The sequence below is a fragment of the Paenibacillus sp. A3M_27_13 genome (assembly GCF_024213315.1).
Taxonomy (GTDB): domain Bacteria; phylum Bacillota; class Bacilli; order Paenibacillales; family Paenibacillaceae; genus Paenibacillus; species Paenibacillus polymyxa_B.
On record NZ_JANAVE010000002.1, the window covers coordinates 941,606 to 963,888 of the forward strand.

Here is a 22,283-nt window from a genome sequence, read left to right on the forward strand (position 1 = left end):
CTTATCCGTCTTTAAGTAGATGATGGATAGGCTTTTTTATAATATAAATTTATTTTATGATATGTAGAGCGTTTTCATAATGTTAATATACATAACAAAAGAGGGTTTTCGACTTAAGTGATAACAGATCATTTGTAAGAAATCTATCTATTTAGCATCTAATTTTGGTAGAATAGGTTCAAAGTATAATCAAATCCGCATTAAAACTGACATCACGAGTATGCTTAGTGTTGAGCGAAGCCCTATAGAGAGGGTCATGAAAGCATTAGGCGGCAGGGGGAGGACATGATGCGAAAGAGCTGGTACAGGAGATTGCTTTTTTCCTATTTCCCGATTTTTATGTTAACGGTGTCGATCCTCATTTTTTTATCCTTCCTGATTGTAAACGAAATATCGCGCAATGAAACTGGAAAGGCGAATCGGATTACAACCGGATTTGTGCTGGACAGTGTGGAGAAGTCGCTGACAAAGGTAGAAATGGACGTATTAAGCGAGGCGGAGACGAACAAGAGCTACAGTTCTTTTCTGAATGGGCAGGCGCAAAGTGGCAGCACGATGCTGTATGGGCTGGTTGGAAGCCTACGCGCGCTTAAGGATAATCATGAACTGGTACATTCCGTTTATATTTATCGAACGAAGGATCACACGGTGTTAACGAGAAGTGGACTTCAGGATGCTTCGACATTCGGTGATTATCCGTATATTGAGCAGGCTCTTCGGTCGGAGGATCGGCAGTGGTCACCTGTGCGGGAATGGACGGAGCCGGGAACACATACGTCAGAACGTGTGATTTCGATGCATAAGCGCCTCCCGTTGCCTTTTGGAGGACAAGGGCTGCTGGTAATCAATATCGGTGTGTATCCGTTGCAGCAAATGATTGGTCAAATGACGAATCCGACAGTTTCCTATCTGGTGATTAATGATGCTAGCGGTCAAACCATTTATCCAGCTGCATCTGGTACAAAAGATGCTGTAAAAGCAGAGGACGGGCAGCAACTGACTCATCTGATGTCCCCCCGGCTGGGATGGAGTTTTGAAAGTGGTATTCGTGCCGGACAGTTGTTCGAGTGGGTGTCTGTTATCTCTTACGTCTGGATTGTAGTTGGATTGGCTGTTGTTATATTAGCGGTGATCTACATTATTTATGTGACCCGCAGAAATTACAGGCCAATTCAGCTGATGATGCAGCGTATTCAACAACTGCCCAGCCGTCCGGGTGAGGAAAACAACAAGGACGAGCTGTGGATGATTGATCATGCGTTGCAAAGTCTGATTCGGCAAACGATTGATTATGAACAGCAGGAGCATGCGAATATACTCATTCGGCGGCGGCAGCTGTTCCTTGATCTTATGGAAGGTACAGGCACCGAAACGGTAGAGCTTCGGCTGAATGATCTTTCTCCTTTTGCGGATGGCGGGAAGAGAGGTGTTACTCTGGTTTATGCTGTCATGGTGGTAGAGTTGCACGATCTGGATCTGCCACAGACAGCAGACGGTAGCAGACGTTTAGAGGATCATGGGGGCGAAGATCAGCGTTTAAGCCTGTCGTTGCTTGGTGTGGTACAGGAACTAGCAGCTACCTATGGATGGCAGGGCTGGGCAGAATGGATGAGTCGTAAAAGAATTTCCATTTTATTGCGGAAAGAGGTAGATGATGGGGAAGGCTTACTGGGTGTGAAGCTGCAAGAAATGGCACAAACAGGCTGTGAGTGGCTGCATGGGCATCTGGGTGTACAGCTCACGATTGGGATAGGCGGCCAGATTCATGAGTTGGCGCATGTTCAGGATTCCTATCGGTCCGCCATTTCTGCTCTGCGGTACCGGTTAACGCTTGGAGTGCGTGATATTGTAACCAGTGAACAGGTTCCGCAGGCTGATGACATTCCATTATACTCCTATTTGCCGCTGATTTCGGAGACGATTCGTTCTTTTCGGCTGGCGAGCCACGATTGGCGTGTACAGCTGGAAGGACTATTTGGGGCAATGGAAACAGACAAGCTGAAGGATGGAGATATTTTAACGGTAATGCAGTGGCTGCAAGAGCTATTGGAACGAGAAATGCGTGAGATGAAGGATGTATCGGGGGCACTGGATCGTTATTTTAACGGGCCGGAAGCAGAACGATGGAAATCTGAGGTCGAGTCTGCTTCTTCATTGGCTGTGATGCATACGCTAATGCTGGAGCACATGACCACTGTGTATCGGACTTATGTTGCCGCCAGTGAAACCAAAAGCTACCGGGCCATGGTTAGCGAGATGAAGCAATATATTGAAGAGCACTATACGAATCCGGATTTATCGTTAAATCATTTGAGTGAACGTTTTGATGTGTCACCTAAATATGCTAGTCATCTATTTAAAACAGAATTTGATATGAAATTCGTAGATTTTTTGACCCGGCTCCGTATGAATCATGCCCAGCAAATGCTGTGTAACACGACCGAGACGGTTCAGCATATTGCGACTCAGGTTGGTTATGCCAATTCGATTACCTTTGGGCGGGTATTTAAGCGGGTAGTCGGCGTAACGCCGGGAGATTATCGCAAGCTGAGATTAAAACCGGAGGATTCATTAACAGGGGGAGCGCTATAGGCGCTCGCCTTTTTTGTTTTTTTCATTAAAAAGGGGAGTAAAGCGCGTCAGTTTATGGGGCGGAATTTAGTTTATTGCGGCACAGGTGTTCAAATGCGATACTTATGTCCATATCTTGAACCTACAGGGCGTCAACAGCCGATGTATTGGCAGGCATGATGGCGAACCGGAATGACGGAGGATGGCTATGGCGGACATGTATGTACAAAAGCAACACAGGGATGAGCCGAAGGCTTCCGGCTGGGCCGCAGGCATTGATGTTGGCGGGACGAAGACGCTGATCTGTATCGGCACAGCGGAACAGCAAGTAGTGGTGAGGCATAAATTTCCGACGGTTCATACGAACGATGCCCATTTTTTCTTTGAGAGTCTATTCGAGGAGCTGGAACATTGTCTAAAGCAGGAAGGCTTGTTGCTGGCACAGTTAAAAGGCATAGGTATCGGTTTCCCTGGTGTGGTGGATAACGATAGCGGAACGATTACCCACGCCCCGGCAATTCCATGGAGTGTTCAAGATCGTATACATGGCGACAGTACGCATGGCGGTAATGCGCATGAAAGTATACGATCTATCGTTGCACACCGATACAGTGGTCGCTTAGTGCTGGATAATGATGTGAATATGGCTGCTTTGGGAGAACAATGGTTAGGGGCAGCTCGGGGATTACGGCATGTGATGATGATAACGGTGGGAACAGGTATCGGTTGTGGCCTTATTTTAAATGGAGAGATGTATAAGGGAGCCGCAGGCGGAGCAGGTGAGATGGCTTACTGGATTGCAGGCGAGGAACAGGCATGGCAAGCAGCAAAACAGAAAGGGACGGACGAGTTCGGTGTGTTCGAATCTTTGACATCGGGTACAGCGATAACGCGCAGTGTAAAATCAGCACTCGCCTCTGGCATACCAGGTACACACATGATCCGTCTAGCAGGAGGAAACAGGGACGAGGTAGGGGCGAGACATGTATTGCAAGCGGCGTCCGAAGGGGATGTAGAAGCACAGATGATTTTGGAGCCTGCACTAGTGCATATGGCGATGGCTTTGACGAATGTGATCAGCCTGCTGAACCCGGAAATGATCGTTGTAGGTGGCGGTGTAGCAGAAGGTAACACGTATTATTTGGATGAAATTCGGCAAAGAGTAGCCTTATGGACGGATATTCCTTGTACTATTGTACCTGCTGGTCTGGGGAATGAAGCCGGGGCCATCGGAGCATTGGCTACGATTCTGGGCAGCTCGGTACGCTAAACAACAGGGAGGTTTCCAGATGGTAGGCTCACAAATGCTGAAGCTACGAAGCTTCTATTTGTTTATTGGCTTGGCAGGGGGCATGTTTAATCCATATTTGACACTACTGCTAGTTCAGAATGGATTGACGAGCAGCAGTGTCGGTGTTCTGATGGCGATTGGTACGCTGGTATCCATTTTGGTTCAGCCGATATGGGGAATTATTGTGGATCAATATCGTCAAATGCGGCTGGTGCTCATTTTGAGTGTAGCGGTTCCGGGAATTATGGCCGTATGTTATCAGTCGGAGCGTTTTGTTCTGATGGCGCTTGTGTATTCCACTATGGCAATATTTACGGCAACGCAGGCGCCGATTGCGGATTCCTATGCGATTGTGGCGGCCAAGAAGGCAGGAACGACCTATGGCAGTATACGATTTATGGCGAGTATAGGCAATGCGGTGGGCGGTTACGCCGGGGGGCTATTTGTATCGCTGTTATCTGTGACTATGATGTGGGTACCTTTTTTGGTGCTGAACAGTCTTGCGGCCCTGACGGCGCTGGCGTTGCCGAAAAATACGGAGGAAGATCTCGTGCTGCGCAAATCGTTTTCGGACGGCATTGGTCAATTGATATGCAACAGGACATTTTTAATATTTTTGGGGGGCAGTTTTTTAGTAAATCAGACGTTAACTGCATTCAACACCTATTTTGTATTGGCCTTTAAGATGTCGGGAGGACTTACGAGTTTGGTCGGGGTTGCTCTGCTGATTGCGTCCATTACGAATGTCCCCTCAATGCTGCTCGCTTCACGAGTGATTCGAAAGATTGGGTTAGAGAGAACTCTTTTGCTAGGGGCAGTCGCTTATATGATTCGATGGGGAATTCAATTAGCTTTTCCCGACCCTACCGTTATGATTGCTGTGCAGGTGCTGCACGGATTGTCATTTGGTTTTTTCTACATTGCAGCGGTCGAGTATGTTTCACATGTAACTGAAAAGGATATGCAAGCGACCGGACAAAGCGTGTTCAATATGGTATTTGCCGGGCTGGCAGGGATTGTAGGTAATTTGTTAAATGGCTTTCTTCTTCACGCTGGAGGGCCGCAATTAATGAACCTGGCGTGTCTGATCAGCGCAACCTTGGGGGCATTAATGATGGTTTATGTATCACGTAGCCGTAAGGATGGGAAAACAGGGAAGGTACGCAAGCTATCCATGAGCCTCCCTTCAGAGACTTCACAGTAGGAGTAGTGACGTTAGTATTTCATTGAAATTAACAAAATGTAGTGTGAGCATCGAATCCCTGATGAGGGTGAGGATGCTCTTTTTTTCGTGCGAAAAACTTTTGAATCACGTGATATGGAACTATAGCTCACACGAAACGAACAAAGAAAATGGTTTATTCACAGGAAAATAGTGATTTTTAATAAGAGTAAGCGCTTCATCATGTTCAGTAATCGCTTTCAATCAACCGGTTTATGATTGGGAAACTAGTTTATTGTCAGTTTTCCTGCGGTCATGTCATACTAAGGCACATCCCGGACCAAAAGGGACAGACTCATGCCGATGCATGAAATGTCATAACCTCCTCATCAGAAGAGGCGACGAACGGGAAAAGCAGACAAAGGGGTGTTCAGGAATGAGTGGGAATAAGGCTGGAGGAACATTGAAGAAGCTTCGTCTGCTGCTTGCAGCTACGGTTGCACTGTCGGTTGTATTGAGTGGATGCTCGTCGGGTGAGGCGGACAAGGCTTCGACCGCTACCGGAAACAAGGGTGGTTCATTGAAGGTTGAAATTTTTGACAGAGGCAATACACCTCAGGGCTATACCATTACTGACAGCTATTTAACTCGTTATGCAAAAGAAAACTTTGGCAAACCCAACGATATTGATCTGACGTACGTGCCCGTTCAGCGCTCCGAAGAAGTTACCAAGCTGAATGTTCTGATGGCTAGCGGTGGTGATGTACCTGATATCGTGTTCACTTATGATTCCGGAACCTTTGAACGGTATGCGGAGCAGGGTGGACTGACAGACTTGACCCCTCTGCTGAATGAGTACGGCCCAAATCTTAAAAAATTCCTCGGTGAAGATACGCTCAGCTACGGTCAGGTGGGGGGCAAGCAGTTCGCCATTCCCGGCAAACGTACCATCTTAGGGAAATATTCCTCTTTTATTCGTCAGGATTGGCTCGATACGCTGAATATGCCTGTTCCTAAAACGACAGACGAACTATACAACACGCTAAAAGCGTTCAAGGAAAAAGACCCCGGCAAGACCGGCGGTAAGGTCGTTCCGCTGGGGATGACGATGGAGCCGGGGCAATATGATCCGCTGTTGTGGTCTTTTATTAAGCCAGTGACAGATGAGCAGAAATATACGCTAACCCAAGAGCTGGGTTCCCGTGACTATCCAATCCTGCTACCTGGATTCAAGGATGGAGTTCAGTTTATGAACAAGCTTTACAATGAGAATCTGATCAGCAAGGACTTTGGTCTGGATAAGGACAAAAAACAGCTGACTCAGGATATTCAAAGCGGAAATACCGGTTTTTTCAGTGAAGATTACGACAACATCTATTATAACGACTCCGCCTATCCGAATCTGTTGGCTAACCAGTCCGCAGCGAAGCTGACTCCAATGGACCCTTATACCAACAGTGAGGGTAAGCACGCCAAGCCAGAATTTGCATCCAATGGACTCTACATTATGGTACCTAAATCCAGTGAGCATGCGATTGAGGCGATCAAGTATCTCGACTGGATGTCTTCCGAGAAGGTGTTGCTTGATATGCAAAATGGTGTGGGAGGCGAGAACTATACCTTGAAAGACGGAATTCCAGTTGCCAAGGAGAAACCGACACAAGAAGCGCAGGATCGTATCTATAATCAGGGTGATGTGGTCATTATTGCGAATGGCAAGATTGCAGGAGACGATAACAAAAACAAGGAAGCCTTTGTTTTGGGCATGCCGTCCCAATTCCAGGAGGATGTTCGCAAGGCGATGGATATTTCCAACACGGACACAATTTCACCAGTGAAATTTGACCATCCGATTAAAGCCGAGTCCAAATACAGTAACTCATTGCTGGATAAGTTTGACGAAATGGTCGTTAAATCCGTGATGGTGCCTCCGGTGCAGTTTGATGCAACATTCGAAGCGGCGTTGAAGGATTATATGGTGAGCGGTGGTCAAGCGATATTGGATGAGCGTACCGAAGCTTATAAGGCCATGACAGGCAAGTAAGAAGGCGGAAAGTAAAGGAGGAGACAGCGCATGAAAGGGAACGTTTACTTTCGCAGATATTGGCAATTATACGCGTTGCTTGTGCTGCCCCTGGCCTACTTCATTGTGTTCAAATATGGTCCGATGTGGGGAGTACAGATCGCGTTTAAGGATTTCAACTTTTTTCAGGGAATTACAGGGAGTGAGTGGATCGGGTTCGATGCGTTTAGAGAAGTGTTTCGTATGGATGATTTTTATCGAACGCTGCGCAATACCATCGTGCTAAATCTGCTTGATTTGCTGGTATCTTTTCCAGCACCTTTAATCTTGGCGATTTTGCTCTATGAAATGAAAGTAGTCTGGTTTAAAAAGCTGTCACAAACGATTTTGTACGTTCCCCATTTTATTTCGTGGGTGATTATTGGCGGGATTGTGTACCAGGTGTTTGGTACGCAGTCCGGCATGATCAACAATGTGCTTACTTCGCTCGGGTTTCAGGCGATTCCATTTTTGACAGATAAAAATGACTGGGTACTCACCTACCTGCTGACAGGGGTGTGGCAAAGTGCAGGCTGGGGAACGATTTTGTACCTCGCTGCCTTGACTGGGATTAACCGGGAATTGTTCGAAGCTGCCGAGGTAGATGGTGCAGGACGCATGAAAAGAATTTGGTACATTACGATCCCTGGCATGAAAACGACAATTGCTACGCTGCTTATCATTAATTTGGGTAATATGATCACCATTGGCTTTGATCGTCCTTATGTAATTGGAAATGTGGCGGTTCGAGATTATTCCGATGTACTTAGCACGTTCGTGTATCGCATCGGGATGGAATCCGGGCAATATACGCTGGCAACGGTGGTAGGCCTGTTCCAAGCTGTGGTTGGTCTCATCTTCGTATTAGGAGCTAACTATGCCTCCAAGAAACTGACAGATGAAAGTATTATGTAAGGGGAAAGGAGCTGACATCTGATGAGTGAACGTACTGCAAACCGCACCTTTGATATCGTAACCACCGTGTTAGTGGCTGTGGCTGTACTACTGTGCTTGGCCCCGTTTATTCACATTTTGTCTATTTCCTTTAGCTCGAACCGGGCCATTACATCCGGGGAAGTTACTTTGTTCCCAGTAGAGTTCAATTTGAAGGCATACGGAAAGGTCTTTTCTGATATGAGCATGATCCGTTCGCTCGGGTTTACAGTTATGCTGACGCTGATCACGACAGTGCTGAGTATGTTAATGACAATTATCGCAGCATATCCATTAACAAAGAAACACCTAAGAGGTCGTAAAACGATTATGTTCATTATTGTAGTAACGATGTTTTTCAGCGGCGGCATCATTCCTGAATACATTCTGGTGCGCGACTTACATTTGTTGAATAATATGTGGTCCCTTATTTTACCAGGGCTGATCAGCCCGTTTTATCTGATTATTTTGATTTCCTTTTTTAATGGGATTCCAGAAAGCTTGGGAGAAGCAGCAGAAATCGATGGCAGCAGCCAGTTCGGCACTTTGCTTCGGATTGTACTGCCGCTGTCCCTGCCTGTGCTGGCGACATTAAGCCTGTTTTACGGTGTAGGCCGTTGGAACGGATTTCAGGATACGCTGATGTATATTCAAAACCCCGACTTGTTCCCGTTACAGCTCAAGCTGTATCAAATGATTCAAAATAATATGGTATCCGAGCTAACCAGGCTGGAAGGAGCCAGTGGCGCGAGAATTACGCCCGAAGGGTTGAAGGCAGCAAGTGTCATTTTTGCAACGGTTCCAATTCTGCTAGTGTATCCGTGGCTGCAAAGATATTTTGTCAGCGGCGTGATGGTGGGAGCGGTGAAAGGGTGATGATAATGAAGGCGAAGGGGGAATATTCCTTTTCCACCTGTTGGAATATTAAAAAGCATACGGTCGGCCGAGAACTTGTAGAGGAAATCCGTCAGTTGGGCTTTAGCAGGGTGGAGTTGAACTATAACATTACCCGGGAAATGCTGACGACGATTGAGCCTATGATTGAGCGGGGAGAAATCGGCATATCGAGTGTGCATAATACATTTCCTCATACACCAGACCCGGATTACGGCACGGATTCCGTTCTGCTCGGGTTTGACGATGAAAGCAAGCGACAACGTGCGATAGAGCTGTTGGTGCAATCTGCGGAATATGCGCATCGTTATGGTGCAAAAGCGGTAGTTGTGCATCCCGGAGAGGTTCCATTTCCATATGATATCAGTGAGGAACTAGAGGATATTTTCAATGAGCAGGGCAGGGATTCTGCTGCTTATCAAACGTTGTGGGGCCAAATGCTGGAGCGTCGGAATTCACTGAGTGGGCACTATGTACAACGCATCCGTGATAGTCTGGAAGAGGTGTGTGACCGCATCGCATCCAAGGGATATGATGTAGCCATTGGCATTGAAACGCGTTCACGTTGCTATCAGATGCCTACGTTGCAGGAGGCAAAGACGATTATAGATCGTTTGAAGGGTGCACCTGTCTATCTGTGGTATGACATTGGACACGGTATGATTATGGACCGAATGGGACTGTACGACAACGCCAAGGAAGCCAATGAAATGATCGACTATATTCTCGGTGTTCATATTCATGAAACCATTGGATTATCTGATCACTGGTGCCCTTATATTCATAGCGGTGATCTGGAGTTCTTTGATCGTTTCGTGAATATTATCCGGCAGGCCCCTATTAAGGTTTATGAGCTGAAAGCAGCTTGTCAGCCGGAGGATATTGAACGTAGCCATGAGTTGCTGACAAGTAAGATAGCGAAGCTTCAGCCGCAAGGATGATAAACGATTATGCATATTACAGGGGTTGAGAGGAATGTATAGTAAAATCGTAGCGATCAACGATGCCTGGGTAAAACCAGGTATGGACCATCAGGTGCTGGATGCTGACAGCCGTTATTACGGCGGAGTGACTGATGATGAGAATGGAATCGCCTGGCCTAATCATTCGGTCGGTACTCCTGCCGCAATGGCGATCTGGGCGGCAGCGCTCGTCAATCCGGATTCTGCATATTATCGGAATGAGGATGTACTCATCCGACTGGAGCTGGCTGTGCAGTACATGCTACGTGTGCAGCATGAGGACGGTTCTATTTCACCGGGCTGGACCAATTTTCACTCGCCACCGGATACAGCGTTCGTGGTGGTAGGCTACGCCCAGGTCTATCAGCTGCTGGTTGGTGACGACTGGCTGGAGCTGCGTCGGGTGATTGATGCGATCCGCTTGTTTCTGGAGCGGACGATTCCGGTCATGCTGACCGGAGGTTGCCATACGCCAAATCACCGTTGGGTATTGTGTGCTGCGCTGGGATTTCTACATGAGCTGTTTAATCTACCCGAGGCACTCGTGCGGGCCGAGGCTTGGCTAGCCGAAGGGCTGGACGGGACACCAGATGGCGAATGGACGGAGCGCAGCAACGGAATTTATAATGCCGTTAGCGATATTATGCTGATTCATGCTGCCCGATTATTAAAACAGCCGGAGCTACTAGAGTCGGTGCGCCGTAATTTACGCATGATGGTGTACCTTGTCCATCCTGATGGCGAAGTGGTCACAGAGTATTCAGGGAGACAGGATTTTGGGGTGATCCTGAACTTATCTTCTTATCTTCTACCATATGCCATGCTGGCTACAGAGGATGAGGACGCTATATTTGAAGCGATGGCTGTCGCCGCTATTCAAGTCATGGATCATCCAGGCGGTGCTCCTATCAATGCGGCTGTGCGCTTTTTACTAGATCCGCGTTTGCAAACTCGTGAAGTATTGCCAGCTACATTACCTGTCACCTATAACCAACTACTGAACGGAGACTTCCCAAGGGCTGACTATCTGAGTCGAATGGATGAGGCAGGCCATCACCAGCAGATTTATCATAGCCGACTGCATACGGACTTTGGCGCGCCAGTCGTTCGATATCGGCAGGAGGATACCAGTGCCACGCTGATGACCGAGGCTTCATCGTTCCTATCGTTGCGGCACGGAGATGCACGATTATTGGCGGTTCAGGCTGCATCATATTTCTCGCCTGGTTTTGTACCCATGCAGAAGCTGACAGCTCATGAACACGGTTGGACGCTATCGGGCATACAGTCCAAAGGTTATTATGGCCCTGTAGCGACCTTAGATCTGCCGCCTACCTCGCAGGAGGAAGTCAGTCCGTGGTACTTGCTTCCGCATCACAAACGGCCATTAACCCATGAACAAAAGCATGAAATTCGGGTCGATGTGGATCGTCAGAGCGATATGTGGACGCTTCGTTTTCGCTCAGAGGGTCCAGTAGATTGCATGACACAGATTCGATTTATTTTTGGGCGCGAAGGACGCTTCACTTGCGGGGAATACCGGCTGGTTAACGAAACGGTTCAATGTTGGACTGGCGGTATGGCGCGCTATGAATCTGGGAATGCGTGGTTTGAGCTGATGGGAACAACCGTAGAGCATATGGCTAATTCGGTAAGGGGAGCCACTCTCCCCATGGATTGCCATACATTGCTGGTCAACTGGATGACTCCGTTTGATCAGACGATCCACATTCGTATGTCGCCTTTACCTGTGAGTGAAGTCTAAAACACAGTAAGCATCTATTTTTCGGGGATGAGGTCAATTCCCGGAGAACAGATGTTTTTTTATGTTCATTTATGTAGAGGTAGAGCGCTTCCATTGAGCTTGAAGCCATTGTGGTGTACACTGTCCAGAACAGGTGTAAATTGGAACGTCAGGAAGGCAGGACGGTTACAAGGAGGAAAGACACATATGTATGCCCGTGTAAGATCGTTAAATTATCCACTAAAACTCTATGTTTTTTTAGCACTGGCCTTATGCTCCGTAATCAGTACATTGTGGATCATTAACGTGCGACTGCCCTCAGGGGGCCGCCCTTATCTTTTTATTTGGTGGAATATGATGTTGGCCTGGATTCCTATGCTGTTGACGCTACTGCTTGATGTAATGTACAGCTCGTGGAGGCGGGGAACGAGGACATTTTTACTCTGGGTTATGGGGGCGGCATGGCTTTTCTTTTATCCCAATACACCCTATTTGATCACAGATTTGCTGCATGTATTCGCCAGATATCCATTTCTCGGGGAGCAACGTTTCTGGGGAAATCCGTACTTTTGGAATCATGTACTGGGAATGCTGCTGGTAGCCGTACTTGGCCTGACAATGGGTTTTGTATCGCTCGAATCCGTACGACAATTGGTACAGCGTGCACGTGGTGGGCTTGTTAGTTGGCTGTTTATGCTGGCGGTACTCTTGTTGAGCAGCCTGGGTATTTACATTGGCCGTTTCTTTCGAGGGAACACATGGGATATTGTTTCTGCGCCCTCTCAACTGTATGCACAGGTATCTTCCATATGGGCAGACTCCTTGCAACGTACTCATTTTGTGGAGTTTAGTGGGATGGTATTCGTCATTTTGCTCGTCAGCTATGTATCCACGATGTGCGTAGTCTGGATGGGGAACAACCGCCAGGACGAATGGCGTCGCTGGTGATTTGATTGCAGCTGAGTGGCTGGATATCATCAAAAAATTGTAAAAACAAAGGAGGAATAGCTACAATGAACGGACAGAATCGATCCGATATCCGCGCTGGTCTTCAGGTAGATATTGTACTTAAAAAGGATCAGCCTACCGGTAAGCTGACGCGAGGAACGGTGAAAGATATTTTGACCAATTCCCCGCGTCATCCGCATGGAATCAAAGTGCGTTTGGCAGACGGACAGGTTGGGCGTGTCAAACATATCGTAACGAACGAAGGCTAGAGCTTTGGGCTGAGGAGGAATGAAGATGAACCAGGCAACGGTATGGTCTAAAAATGATCGCTACCCGCTTGTTTTACTTGTATTGCTGGCGCTTGCCCTCATTTGGTCCTTGATTCGCCCGGTGGATTATTTTACATGGGTACTGGAAGTTCTACCCGCGGTTTTGGGAGCTGTGCTGCTGACGGCTTTGTACCGTAGATTTCGGTTTACCAATCTGGTATACACCCTAATCTGGCTGCACGCATTGATCTTGATTGTCGGTGGACATTATACCTATGCCGAAATGCCACTGTTCAACTGGATCCGGGATACGTTCGGACTGGAGCGCAATTATTATGATCGACTTGGGCATTTTGTACAAGGTTTTGTACCTGCACTCATTGTCAGGGAAGTGCTGTTGCGTAAAACGGCCTTGGGAAGCGGGAGCTGGCTCACTTTCCTCACGGTTAGTGTGTGTCTTGCGATCAGCGCTGTGTACGAGCTGATTGAGTTTGCTGTAGCCAAGACAACCGGAACGGCAGCAGAAGCCTTTTTGGGCACACAAGGAGATGTATGGGATACCCAATGGGATATGCTTCTTGCGTTCATCGGTGCCTTGACTGCAGTGATTTTGTTGAGTGGGGTACATAACAAGCTGCTGAAACAATTAAGGTATTAGCAGAATTTATTTACCTCGCTTTTATCATGCTATCTGGAATTTCGCTGTTTTTGAAGGCTACATTCGCGTCATGGGACGGCTGTCGAGGTGTAGGGTTGCTGCGTCCATGTAGCTGTCCAGTAGCCGTTCAAAAATACGGTCCCACGTCTGCTCCAGGCTGTAGGCTCTACCCGCTCTGGACATCGAATCGCGAAGTGAGGCATCCTCGTACAACAGGTGTACAGCTTTGGCAAAGGCAGCGGCGTCCCCAGAAGGACACAATAGCCCTGTTTTTCCATGGATTAGATTATCTTTTACCCCGCCTTCATTGGCACCGACCACAGGTGTACCGCTCGCCATAGCCTCCAGTACAACGTTGCCGAAGGTTTCCGTGGTGGAAGGGAAGAGAAATACGTCGGCTGCGGCGTAGAGTTCAGCTAATTCCGGCCCTTTCACAAAACCAAGCCAGTGGACTGCATGCTCCGGCACCCCTATATCCGCTGTAGTTTTGACCTTATACAATGGACCATCTCCTGCAATGACCAGCACAGAGGCTGCGCGGACGTCGTCGGGTAACTGGAGATAGGAATCCAGTAACGTGTCTATCCCCTTTTCCGGTGCAAGCCTGCCCACATACAAAATAACAAATGCATCTGCATGAACGCCCCATTTCCTCCATACTGCATTACGGTCCACCTTTGGTTGAAATCGGTCAGTATCAATGCCTCTACTCCAGATTTCGAGCTGCCCCATTCCTTTATTGCGCAACAATTCCATGGTTGATTGAGAAGGGACATACACCCTTTCGCAATGTCTGTGAAACCAGAGCATGTATTTCCATAACGCAGGTTCAAGCCAGCGAAGCTTGTAATATTCGAGGTATTTATCAAAGTGGGTGTGATATGAGGCGACGAGTGGAATATGGTGTTTGGATGCGTAGCTTGTTCCATACAGGCCAAGGTTAAACGGAGTAGCGACATGAATCAAATGCGGGGAAAAGGCTGACAGACGCTCGTTGATCTGTTTCGCGTTGGGGATCGCAAGTCTGCATTCCCGGTACAATAAAAAGGGAATACTCCGAAATCGCTCCACACCCGGCCCAGAGGGCAGATGATGGTCTGCCTCCGGTGCGAAGACGAGCGTAGATACTCCATGTGTCTCCAGATAGCCAATCCATCGTTCCAGGGTCAGAGCAGCGCCATTCACGTCAGGCGTATACGTGTCCGTAAATAATGCAACTCGAAGCATGCCTTCATTCCTCCTCCGCCATTCTCATTTATCCTATGACGTTCCAGGGGAGTCCGCTTGGAGGCTCCGGCTTTTATTGTGTCATGATTTTGTTTACGGGCTTGCCGGGTTTTGTAAAAGCTGGCCCGCGGACGGGCGCTTTTCTCGGAACATTCTGTAATAGACGAGGGAAGACAAAATATAGAAAACACCTGTCATGCTAAATGTGATGGCATAGCCCCAGTAGTTGCCATAAGTTGTAACCAAATAGGCTTGTACAGGTCCCATACCTGCGGTGCCTAGCATCCAGGTCGTCTGGAGAATGGAGTTGGCAATGCCACGATTTTTATCTGACACACGTTCGACGAGAATGGCGGTTTGCAGCGGATTGGCTGCATTCATTAGCGCTTGCCTGAATAGAAAGCTGATGGAAGCGATCCATAGCACGTTCGTAAAGCCTGTAATGAGAAGGAACGGTAGCGAAAGCATTTGGAAGCCAACTACAGCTCTGACCAGTCCTATTCGGCTACCGAGGGTAGGTCCGATCAACATGGAGAGGATGGTCATGAGCTGGCCGAGTGCAATCAGTAAACTCATTGCGCTGAGTGATACGGAGAAGCGGTTCGTAAAATACAAATTAAGATACGGGATGACCAGACCTGAACCTAACCCAAGAAAAAACTGGGCCAGAACAAATTGTCCAATAACCCGGCGATCAGAAGCAGCAGCAGGCGTCTCCGAGTCAGGTATATCGGATGTACTGTGCGGCGTATGTACTTGTTCTGTTTGAGGTGAAGATTCGGCAGGAGCTGGTGCTTCTAAGGTTGCCGTAGTTTTTGTGATGAATAATAGAGGAATAAAAGCGGTCAATGTTGCCATTCCTCCAAGGAACAGAGCAACCCGCAGACTGGATAGCGGTGTGATTCCCCACGTCTGCAGCCCATCTGCGAGTACACCACCCCCGAAGCTGCCTAGGACTTGGGCTGCCAGTACAAGAGCTGAGTAATAGCTGAATATTTTTAAGCGTTGGGCTTTACTTATGCTTTCCGCTAAGAAAGGCACAGCCAGCACCTGAATAAAGGCGGCGAATACACCTGAGATTACGGCAAATACCAACATGCTTCCACTGGTATCTGTAAAGGTACGGGCGAGAAAGGCCAGGCCGCTGAATAACGCGCCGATGAGCAGCATATTTTTGCGGCTCGTCCGATCGCCCCAAAATCCGACCGGAATGAACAGCAACGCCGTCGCTAGCGCCTGCATGCTGACCACTTGGCCGTTCATATCATCGTCAAAGCCAAGCTTTTGGATATACAGGTTGTACAGCACAGAAAACATTCCCGTACCCATCTGGTACAGCAGATTGGCCATAAAAAACAATCGGATATTACGCGGCCACTTTCGGGGCTCTTCTAACATTTTGCTAATCCATGACACGATGAGTTCCTCCTGTGACGTTGTTGCAAATAAGTTAATTCTGTTGATATGTATTCTATCAGGAACTGTACATTTCATAAATATTCCTGATCTCCGATTGTTTTGGGTAATAATAAAGCATGGACTTTACATTGAATTTTCATTATAGTAATTCGGTATGAATAAATTTGAAAGGTAAGCAGGAGGGATGGCTTTGGCTTTTGGAGCACGGGTGTTAAAAACGGGAATCGCAGTGACGCTCGCCCTTTTTCTGAGCACGCTTTTGAACACCCATTCGCCTGTGGGGGCAGCGATAGCCGCTATTTTTGCCATGCAACCGTCGATATATAGGTCGTGGCGTTATTTTCTGGATCAACTCCAAACAAGCACACTAGGTGCAATCATGGCGTTGCTGGGCGGAATGGTATTTTCGAATGAGCCGATTGCAGTCGGGCTGGTATGTGTATTGGTACTTATGATATGTCTGAAAATAAATATGGCTGATACGGTTGGATTGACACTTGTGACCGTTGTTTCTGTAATGGAAGCCTCAGGGGACTGGAAATTTGCGGTGACCCGCTTTGCACTCACTTTGATTGGGATTGTATCTGCTTTTGTCATCAATGTTAGCGTTTTTCCCCCGAAACCGAAAAGGCAGTTTATTAATCAGATTCAAAATGTATTTAACAGCATGTCTTTGTTGCTGCGTACTGCCATTTCCGATGAGATTAAGGAGTCTGTCTTTAAAGAGGAAAAAGGAAATCTGGAGGGAGCAATTAAATCGCTGTCGGACAAATATCATTTGTTCGAGGAAGAGCAGAAGAAGCTCAAGCGCTCTAAGTTTAGTCAAACGAGACAAATGGTAGTATACAAACAAATGCTCGGAAGTTTGCACAAAGGATATGAGGTACTGGATGCAGTGGAAAGGCACTACTTCCAGTCTCTACGGCCAAAGGGAACGGATGCTTTTTTTGACAGTCATCTGGAGCTACTGATTCGTTTTCACGAGCATGCTCTACTGAAATTCGAAAATAAGCTAAAACCGAATGAGGACGAAAGTGAATTGTTTCAGCAAGCCAACGGCGAATTTATGAAGCATGCGATTACACGTTTTGACCATTGTCAGGAGGGAATGCTGCGGCTTTCCATTGTAGCTGCGGCGATGTACGACTATGGTCATCAGCTGGAGAGGCTGAGCAGACTGGCCGATCATATTCATCCTGTGGAAGAGAGCAGATAGGCGAATTTCCTAAAAGAAAAGCGACCGCATTCATCAATCAGATGGCTGGTCGCTTTTTTATGTAATGAATTCAATTATGTAAGAACAGGTTAATAGAAGGTTGCCAGAACGCACAAAAAAAGCCCGCTGGTTGCGAACAGGGACTGAACTTGATACAATAGAGGATGCTCTGTTTTATGGTAAAACCATATGCTTAAGTTGTAAATCATACTTCTTTTTATATTATAGCATGCTTCAAAGGATTAGTCAATTTTCCCGGATCAGGGGGATGCCGCGAGTATGCCCGGGTCCATAATAGAGCATAGTTTGTACGCAAGGGAGCCCTGCGTGGAGCAGGAGGAAACGGAACAGGAGCGATGTCAGTGACTACTGAACAGCAATGGAATGAAGAACAACGAAGAGTAGAAGATGTGACCGCAGTGATTAGCGGGCGTATTCGGAAGCTAGAGACAGAGGTTGGTTCTGTGCGCGGAGATGTCGTCGATATGCGTAAAGACTTCTGGGATGAGGTAACGATCAATTTCAGTGAGGCGGATGATGTGGGCGAGACGTCCACCAGTTTGCGTCAGCAGTCTGAGATTTTGTCTGAGCGGGAACGAAGACACAAGCATTCTACAGAGGCGTTAGGTCGTTTGAAAAAGTTGCTTGATTCACCGTATTTTGCACGCATTGATTTTGCTGAGGAAGGGCAGACTGCGGAACGTGTTTATCTGGGGATTGCCTCCCTGCTGGATAATCAAGATGAGGAGTTTCTGATATACGACTGGCGCGCGCCTATTTCCAATCTTTATTACGATAACATGCCGGGGCCCGCTTCATATAAGACCCCGGCAGGGGAGATGGAAGGGGAACTCACGCTTAAGCGCCAATTCTCGATCCGTGATGGACAGATCCGTTTTATGTTCGATACAGGGGTGACGATTGGAGACGAACTTCTTCAAGCAGTATTGAGCCGCAGCTCGGATGCTCAAATGAAAAGTATTGTCGCTACCATCCAAAAGGAGCAGAATCGCATCATCCGTGATGATCGAAGTCGGATGCTCATTGTTCAGGGGGCGGCAGGAAGTGGCAAAACCTCTGCTGCGCTTCAGAGAGTAGCGTATTTACTGTATAAGTACCGGGATCGCTTACGAGCGGATCAGGTCGTGTTATTTTCGCCTAACCCGATGTTCAACAGTTATGTATCGACAGTATTACCTGAATTGGGTGAGGAAAATATGCTTCAGGCCACGTTTCAGGAATATTTGGAGCGGCGTTTGGGCCGGGAGTTTCAGTTAGAAGATCCATTTGAACAGCTGGAATATGTGCTTTCAGCGTCGTTACAGCCTGGGTATGAAGCTAGGATGGAGGGTATCCGCTTTAAGTCGTCCAAGACATTCTTACACGTGATTACAGGCTACAAGACGTATTTGGAACAGGAGGGAATGCGTTTTAAACCCATCCGCTTTCAGGGACGTGAGGTGGTTTCAGTAGAGCAAATGGCACGCAAGTTTTATGAATTCGACTCTACGGTGCGGCTGGCGAACCGATTGGAACTGCTGCGGGATTGGATGCTCAAAGAGCTGGCCCGCTTTGGTAAGGAAGAATGCTCCGCCCCATGGGTGGATCAACAGATGGATCTGATGGAGCCGGAGGATTATCAGCGTGCCTATAACCGCATGCGCCGTAAATCCAAGAATAAGGGCGATACCTTCGACGATTTTACGCGTGAAAGAGAAATATTGGCGCGTATGGTGGTCAGTGACCGCTTAAAGCCCCTGCGCAAATGGATTAAGGCGCTTCGCTTCGTAGATACGACCCGGCTCTACAGCGAGCTGTTTATGAACGAGACGCTGCTGAGCCAACTGGCGAATCATGCAGAGCTGCCCGTCAGCTGGGGTGAAATTAGTCGACAAACTCTGGAACGAATTCAGGCTGGGGAGTTAGCGTATGAGGATGTGACACCCTTTTTATATTTGCGTGAGTTGATGCTGGGTTTCCGTTCTAATAGCAACATCCGTCACGTGTTTATTGATGAGGCACAGGACTATTCCCCATTCCAACTGGCTTTCTTCAAGCGCTTATTTCCACAGGCTAAAATGACGGCACTGGGTGATTTTAATCAGGCTATCTATGCCCATGCCTCGGTGCTTCAGGATGCAGAGCCATTGTATGACTTGTATGGTGCAGATCAGACCGAAATGATTTCCCTGACACGAAGCTATCGCTCAACACAGGAGATTGTGGAATTTACTCGGGGGATGGTCGCTGGGGGAGAGCACATTGTACCGTTTAATCGTAAGGGTGAGAAGCCTCTTGTAAACGAGGTGCATTCGCGTGAAAAGTTGCATCAACAGATAGCTGGGAATGTCACAGAATTGTTGGCAGAAGGCTATGAATCCATCGCGGTGATTTGTAAAAATGCTGACGAAAGCGCGGCAGCCTACGAAGCGCTGGAAGAAAAGCTGTCAGTGAAGCCAAAATTGATTAAGAAAACAACTCCCGCTTTTGAAAAGGGGATTCATATCATTCCGGCCTACCTGGCAAAAGGCGTGGAATTCGATGCGGTCCTGATTTATGACGGATCAGCGAAACAATACCAGCGTGAGAGTGAGCGTAAGTTATTCTACACCGCCTGTACGCGAGCGATGCATCTGCTGCATATTTATAGCATAGGGGAGATTACGCCATTCGTGAGTTTACGGGATTCGGATACGTATACTCGCAAAGTGGAAGAAAGTGATAGTGTTCTATAGAGAGGACATTGGCAATCAGCTGGGGGCAAATACCTTAGAAACCCATGCGATGCTTGAATAGATGTAGAGTTGGCTGGCATTATGGAGCGTATTCCAGTAACATAAGCAAATAAGAAAAACAGGTAAGAAGCATAAACGGAGGTTACAAACGTAATGGACATGAAGAGTGTATTTCAACGCCCGCCGCTGGCGGACTGTGTACCCGAGCTGGTGGCTACAGCTAGAGGGGAGCGCAAGGCATCGCTGGTGATCCGCGGAGGAACGCTGGTCAATGTGGTATCGGGCGAATTGCTGCCAGGCATGTCTATTGCTGTGCAAGGTTCTCGTATCGCTTACGTCGGTAGGGACGTCAGTCATACGATTGGAGAAGACACCATAATCATTGAAGCCGAAGGCCGCTATATGGCACCGGGGTTACTGGACGGACATTGTCACATCGAAAGCACACAGCTGACCGTAACTGAGTTCGCTAAGGCTGTACTGCCGCTGGGAGTGACGGGGGGTTTTTTTGACCCGCATGAAATTTCCAATGTACTGGGTCTAAAAGGGCTTCGTCTGATGCTGGACGAAGCACGTACGACACCGCTGGCTGCTTACATGCAGGTGGCTTCTTGCGTGCCGTCCACAGGTCCGGAGCTGGAAACGACGGGTGCCTCCTTCGGCCCGGCGGAAGTCGCAGAGGCGTTAAGCTGGGGCCCGGATATGATCGGGCTGGGCGAAGTCATGAATTTCCCTGGTGTCGTCTATGGAGACGATGTGATGATCGGGGAAATTCAGGCCACGCTGCGCGCGGGCAAGGTGGCGGATGGCCATTTTACATGGGCCTCCGATGATTGGCGTCTGCCGGTCTATGCAGCCGCGGGAATTACGGGCGACCACGAGTGTGTCACGCCCGAGGATGTAGCCGAGCGTATCCGACTCGGCATGTATGCCAAGATGCGGCAAGGCTCCGCATGGCATGATGTGGCCGAGACGATCCGAGCCAGCACGGAAATGGGTCTCGACACGCGCCGCATGATGCTGGTAACGGATGACCGCAGCGCAGAATCCTTGCTCCATGAAGGACAGATGGATTTCGTCGTGCGTCATGCCATTGCACAGGGCGTCAAGCCCGTAACCGCGTTTCAGATGGCCACGCTGAATACGGCAGAGCGCTTCGGCGTGGCACGGGATATCGGAGCGATCATTCCGGGTGCGATTGCCGACATTATTTTGCTTGATGGCCGATTGGCCGAAGTGAATGTGACGGCTACCATCGCAGCGGGCCAGCTGGTGGCCGAGCACGGTCAAATGGTCGCCGATTGGGACGGCTTCGATTATCCTGCGGAAGTGATGGACACCGTCCATCTGGGGCGAGAGCTGAGTGCTGCAGATTTCCGCATTGCGGCTCCAGTACAGGAGGGGGATGTACCTGTACGAGTGATTCGTGTTACGGAAAATCACGTGGACACGAAGGAAGTGCGGATGACCGTTCCGGTCCGTAATGGAGAAGTCACGGCAGATTCTGCACAGGATTTGTGCAAAATAGCCGTTTTCGAGCGCCATCATGCCAGTGGCAGTCACGCGGTTGCACTTGTAACAGGTGTAGGCTTCACCGAGCCGGCTGCGATTGCCATGACCGTCGCGCATGATAGCCACAACCTGCTCGTCATTGGTAATGATGACGAGCTCATGATCCAGGCGGCGAAGCAGGCTGTTGCCCTGCGTGGTGGCGTGGTCGTCGTATCCGCCTCGGGTGAGACGCGCTTCCCGCTGCCTATCGCCGGGCTGATGTCCCCAGCTCCGTTTGCAGAGGTGGCTGCGCAGTCCGAAAGTATCAGCCGGGCGCTTCAGCAATCCGGCTGCATGCTGAACAACGCGCTGATGACACTGTCACTGCTCGCACTGGTCGTTATCCCTGAAATCCGTCTGTCGGATCAGGGGCTTGTCGTGATCGGAGCGGATGGCATCCGCAAGGTATCTCTTTTCGTGGAAGAGGATGCTGCGGAAGTCTGATAGAACACGTCGCTGGGGGTTGTCCTGCAGGTCTGCCCAGACCTGAGGGATAACCCCTGTTTTTCATATACGAAGCCAAAAAAGTTATCTTCGATTCCTTTATAAAAGTCAAGGAGTGGTGAGCAGATGCATCCCTATTATCGTTCATTAGAAAAGATGGCTCATCATGCCTCGATTATAGAGCAGGTTTGTAACAG

At 48.4% G+C, this 22,283-nt stretch carries 16 protein-coding genes; 14 read left to right on the forward strand and 2 right to left on the reverse strand.

The genetic code is table 11. The features are described 5' to 3' along the window. The first annotated feature begins 285 nt into the window (after positions 1 to 285). The 11 genes from NLX82_RS10890 to NLX82_RS10940 all read left to right on the forward strand — a co-directional run bounded on the left by NLX82_RS10890 (position 286) and on the right by NLX82_RS10940 (position 13,494). Entirely contained in the window at positions 286 to 2,592 is a 2,307-nt protein-coding gene (locus tag NLX82_RS10890; RefSeq protein WP_081326392.1) for a helix-turn-helix domain-containing protein, read from the forward strand. Between the two features lie 187 nt (positions 2,593 to 2,779). Next, positions 2,780 to 3,841 carry an ROK family protein gene (locus NLX82_RS10895; RefSeq protein ID WP_068940586.1) on the forward strand — a complete coding sequence of 354 codons (1,062 nt, stop codon included), beginning with the start codon at positions 2,780 to 2,782 and terminating at the stop codon, positions 3,839 to 3,841. Between the two features lie 19 nt (positions 3,842 to 3,860). Beyond that, a complete protein-coding gene (locus tag NLX82_RS10900) occupies positions 3,861 to 5,066 on the forward strand; it encodes an MFS transporter (protein WP_068940588.1) in 1,206 nt (401 codons plus the stop codon). 394 nt (positions 5,067 to 5,460) lie between these two features. Beyond that, complete coding sequence (locus NLX82_RS10905) at positions 5,461 to 7,068, forward strand: extracellular solute-binding protein (RefSeq protein WP_254348019.1); 1,608 nt, start codon at positions 5,461 to 5,463, stop codon at positions 7,066 to 7,068. 30 nt (positions 7,069 to 7,098) lie between these two features. Then, positions 7,099 to 8,001, forward strand: coding sequence for an ABC transporter permease (locus tag NLX82_RS10910; RefSeq protein WP_025721738.1), 903 nt, complete (start codon positions 7,099 to 7,101; stop codon positions 7,999 to 8,001). 21 nt (positions 8,002 to 8,022) lie between these two features. Further along, positions 8,023 to 8,895: a carbohydrate ABC transporter permease gene (locus tag NLX82_RS10915; protein WP_028542780.1), complete on the forward strand. Its 873-nt coding sequence runs from the start codon at positions 8,023 to 8,025 to the stop codon at positions 8,893 to 8,895. Continuing rightward, positions 8,895 to 9,854, forward strand: a complete 960-nt coding sequence (locus tag NLX82_RS10920; protein WP_034095012.1) for a sugar phosphate isomerase/epimerase family protein — start codon at positions 8,895 to 8,897, stop codon at positions 9,852 to 9,854. Before NLX82_RS10915 ends, NLX82_RS10920 begins: the two co-directional genes overlap by 1 nt. Positions 9,855 to 9,888: 34 nt before the next feature. Then, positions 9,889 to 11,640: a hypothetical protein gene (locus NLX82_RS10925; RefSeq protein ID WP_254348021.1), complete on the forward strand. Its 1,752-nt coding sequence runs from the start codon at positions 9,889 to 9,891 to the stop codon at positions 11,638 to 11,640. Positions 11,641 to 11,826: 186 nt separating this feature from the next. After that, positions 11,827 to 12,567: a DUF1361 domain-containing protein gene (locus NLX82_RS10930; protein ID WP_254348023.1), complete on the forward strand. Its 741-nt coding sequence runs from the start codon at positions 11,827 to 11,829 to the stop codon at positions 12,565 to 12,567. Positions 12,568 to 12,632: 65 nt separating this feature from the next. Continuing rightward, the gene (locus NLX82_RS10935; protein WP_013309792.1) at positions 12,633 to 12,836 is read left to right on the forward strand and encodes a YwbE family protein; all 204 of its coding nucleotides are present in this window, start codon (positions 12,633 to 12,635) and stop codon (positions 12,834 to 12,836) included. A 25-nt stretch (positions 12,837 to 12,861) separates the two neighbouring features. Continuing rightward, a complete protein-coding gene (locus NLX82_RS10940) occupies positions 12,862 to 13,494 on the forward strand; it encodes a DUF2238 domain-containing protein (RefSeq protein WP_068940596.1) in 633 nt (210 codons plus the stop codon). A 57-nt stretch (positions 13,495 to 13,551) separates the two neighbouring features. Here NLX82_RS10940 and NLX82_RS10945 read toward each other — a convergent pair whose 3' ends face one another. Together NLX82_RS10945 and NLX82_RS10950 are read right to left on the reverse strand one after the other, a co-directional pair. Then, positions 13,552 to 14,721 (reverse strand): glycosyltransferase family 4 protein, encoded by a 1,170-nt coding sequence (locus NLX82_RS10945; RefSeq protein WP_068940598.1) that lies wholly within the window; start codon positions 14,719 to 14,721, stop codon positions 13,552 to 13,554. A gap of 93 nt (positions 14,722 to 14,814) precedes the next feature. Further along, positions 14,815 to 16,137, reverse strand: a complete 1,323-nt coding sequence (locus NLX82_RS10950; RefSeq protein WP_023988101.1) for an MFS transporter — start codon at positions 16,135 to 16,137, stop codon at positions 14,815 to 14,817. Positions 16,138 to 16,324: 187 nt separating this feature from the next. Here NLX82_RS10950 and NLX82_RS10955 point away from each other — a divergent pair, with 187 nt between their 5' ends. The 3 genes from NLX82_RS10955 to NLX82_RS10965 all read left to right on the forward strand — a co-directional run bounded on the left by NLX82_RS10955 (position 16,325) and on the right by NLX82_RS10965 (position 22,086). Next, entirely contained in the window at positions 16,325 to 17,356 is a 1,032-nt protein-coding gene (locus NLX82_RS10955; protein ID WP_175405266.1) for an FUSC family protein, read from the forward strand. A gap of 356 nt (positions 17,357 to 17,712) precedes the next feature. Beyond that, a complete protein-coding gene (gene helD / locus NLX82_RS10960) occupies positions 17,713 to 20,091 on the forward strand; it encodes an RNA polymerase recycling motor HelD (protein WP_254348025.1) in 2,379 nt (792 codons plus the stop codon). 153 nt (positions 20,092 to 20,244) lie between these two features. Further along, on the forward strand, positions 20,245 to 22,086 hold the full coding sequence (locus NLX82_RS10965; RefSeq protein ID WP_254348027.1) for an adenine deaminase: 1,842 nt from the start codon (positions 20,245 to 20,247) through the stop codon (positions 22,084 to 22,086). Positions 22,087 to 22,283: the final 197 nt, after the last annotated feature.

Excerpts from the sequence above, each read along its gene's own strand:
- NLX82_RS10890 (WP_081326392.1), top strand. The coding sequence starts at position 286 with ATGATGCGAAAGAGCTGGTACAGGAGATTGCTTTTTTCCTATTTCCCG.
- NLX82_RS10895 (WP_068940586.1), top strand. The coding sequence starts at position 2,780 with ATGGCGGACATGTATGTACAAAAGCAACACAGGGATGAGCCGAAGGCT.
- NLX82_RS10900 (WP_068940588.1), top strand. The coding sequence starts at position 3,861 with ATGGTAGGCTCACAAATGCTGAAGCTACGAAGCTTCTATTTGTTTATT.
- NLX82_RS10905 (WP_254348019.1), top strand. The coding sequence starts at position 5,461 with ATGAGTGGGAATAAGGCTGGAGGAACATTGAAGAAGCTTCGTCTGCTG.
- NLX82_RS10910 (WP_025721738.1), top strand. The coding sequence starts at position 7,099 with ATGAAAGGGAACGTTTACTTTCGCAGATATTGGCAATTATACGCGTTG.
- NLX82_RS10915 (WP_028542780.1), top strand. The coding sequence starts at position 8,023 with ATGAGTGAACGTACTGCAAACCGCACCTTTGATATCGTAACCACCGTG.
- NLX82_RS10920 (WP_034095012.1), top strand. The coding sequence starts at position 8,895 with ATGATAATGAAGGCGAAGGGGGAATATTCCTTTTCCACCTGTTGGAAT.
- NLX82_RS10925 (WP_254348021.1), top strand. The coding sequence starts at position 9,889 with ATGTATAGTAAAATCGTAGCGATCAACGATGCCTGGGTAAAACCAGGT.
- NLX82_RS10930 (WP_254348023.1), top strand. The coding sequence starts at position 11,827 with ATGTATGCCCGTGTAAGATCGTTAAATTATCCACTAAAACTCTATGTT.
- NLX82_RS10935 (WP_013309792.1), top strand. The coding sequence starts at position 12,633 with ATGAACGGACAGAATCGATCCGATATCCGCGCTGGTCTTCAGGTAGAT.
- NLX82_RS10940 (WP_068940596.1), top strand. The coding sequence starts at position 12,862 with ATGAACCAGGCAACGGTATGGTCTAAAAATGATCGCTACCCGCTTGTT.
- NLX82_RS10945 (WP_068940598.1), bottom strand. The coding sequence starts at position 14,721 with ATGCTTCGAGTTGCATTATTTACGGACACGTATACGCCTGACGTGAAT.
- NLX82_RS10955 (WP_175405266.1), top strand. The coding sequence starts at position 16,325 with ATGGCTTTGGCTTTTGGAGCACGGGTGTTAAAAACGGGAATCGCAGTG.
- helD (WP_254348025.1), top strand. The coding sequence starts at position 17,713 with ATGTCAGTGACTACTGAACAGCAATGGAATGAAGAACAACGAAGAGTA.
- NLX82_RS10965 (WP_254348027.1), top strand. The coding sequence starts at position 20,245 with ATGGACATGAAGAGTGTATTTCAACGCCCGCCGCTGGCGGACTGTGTA.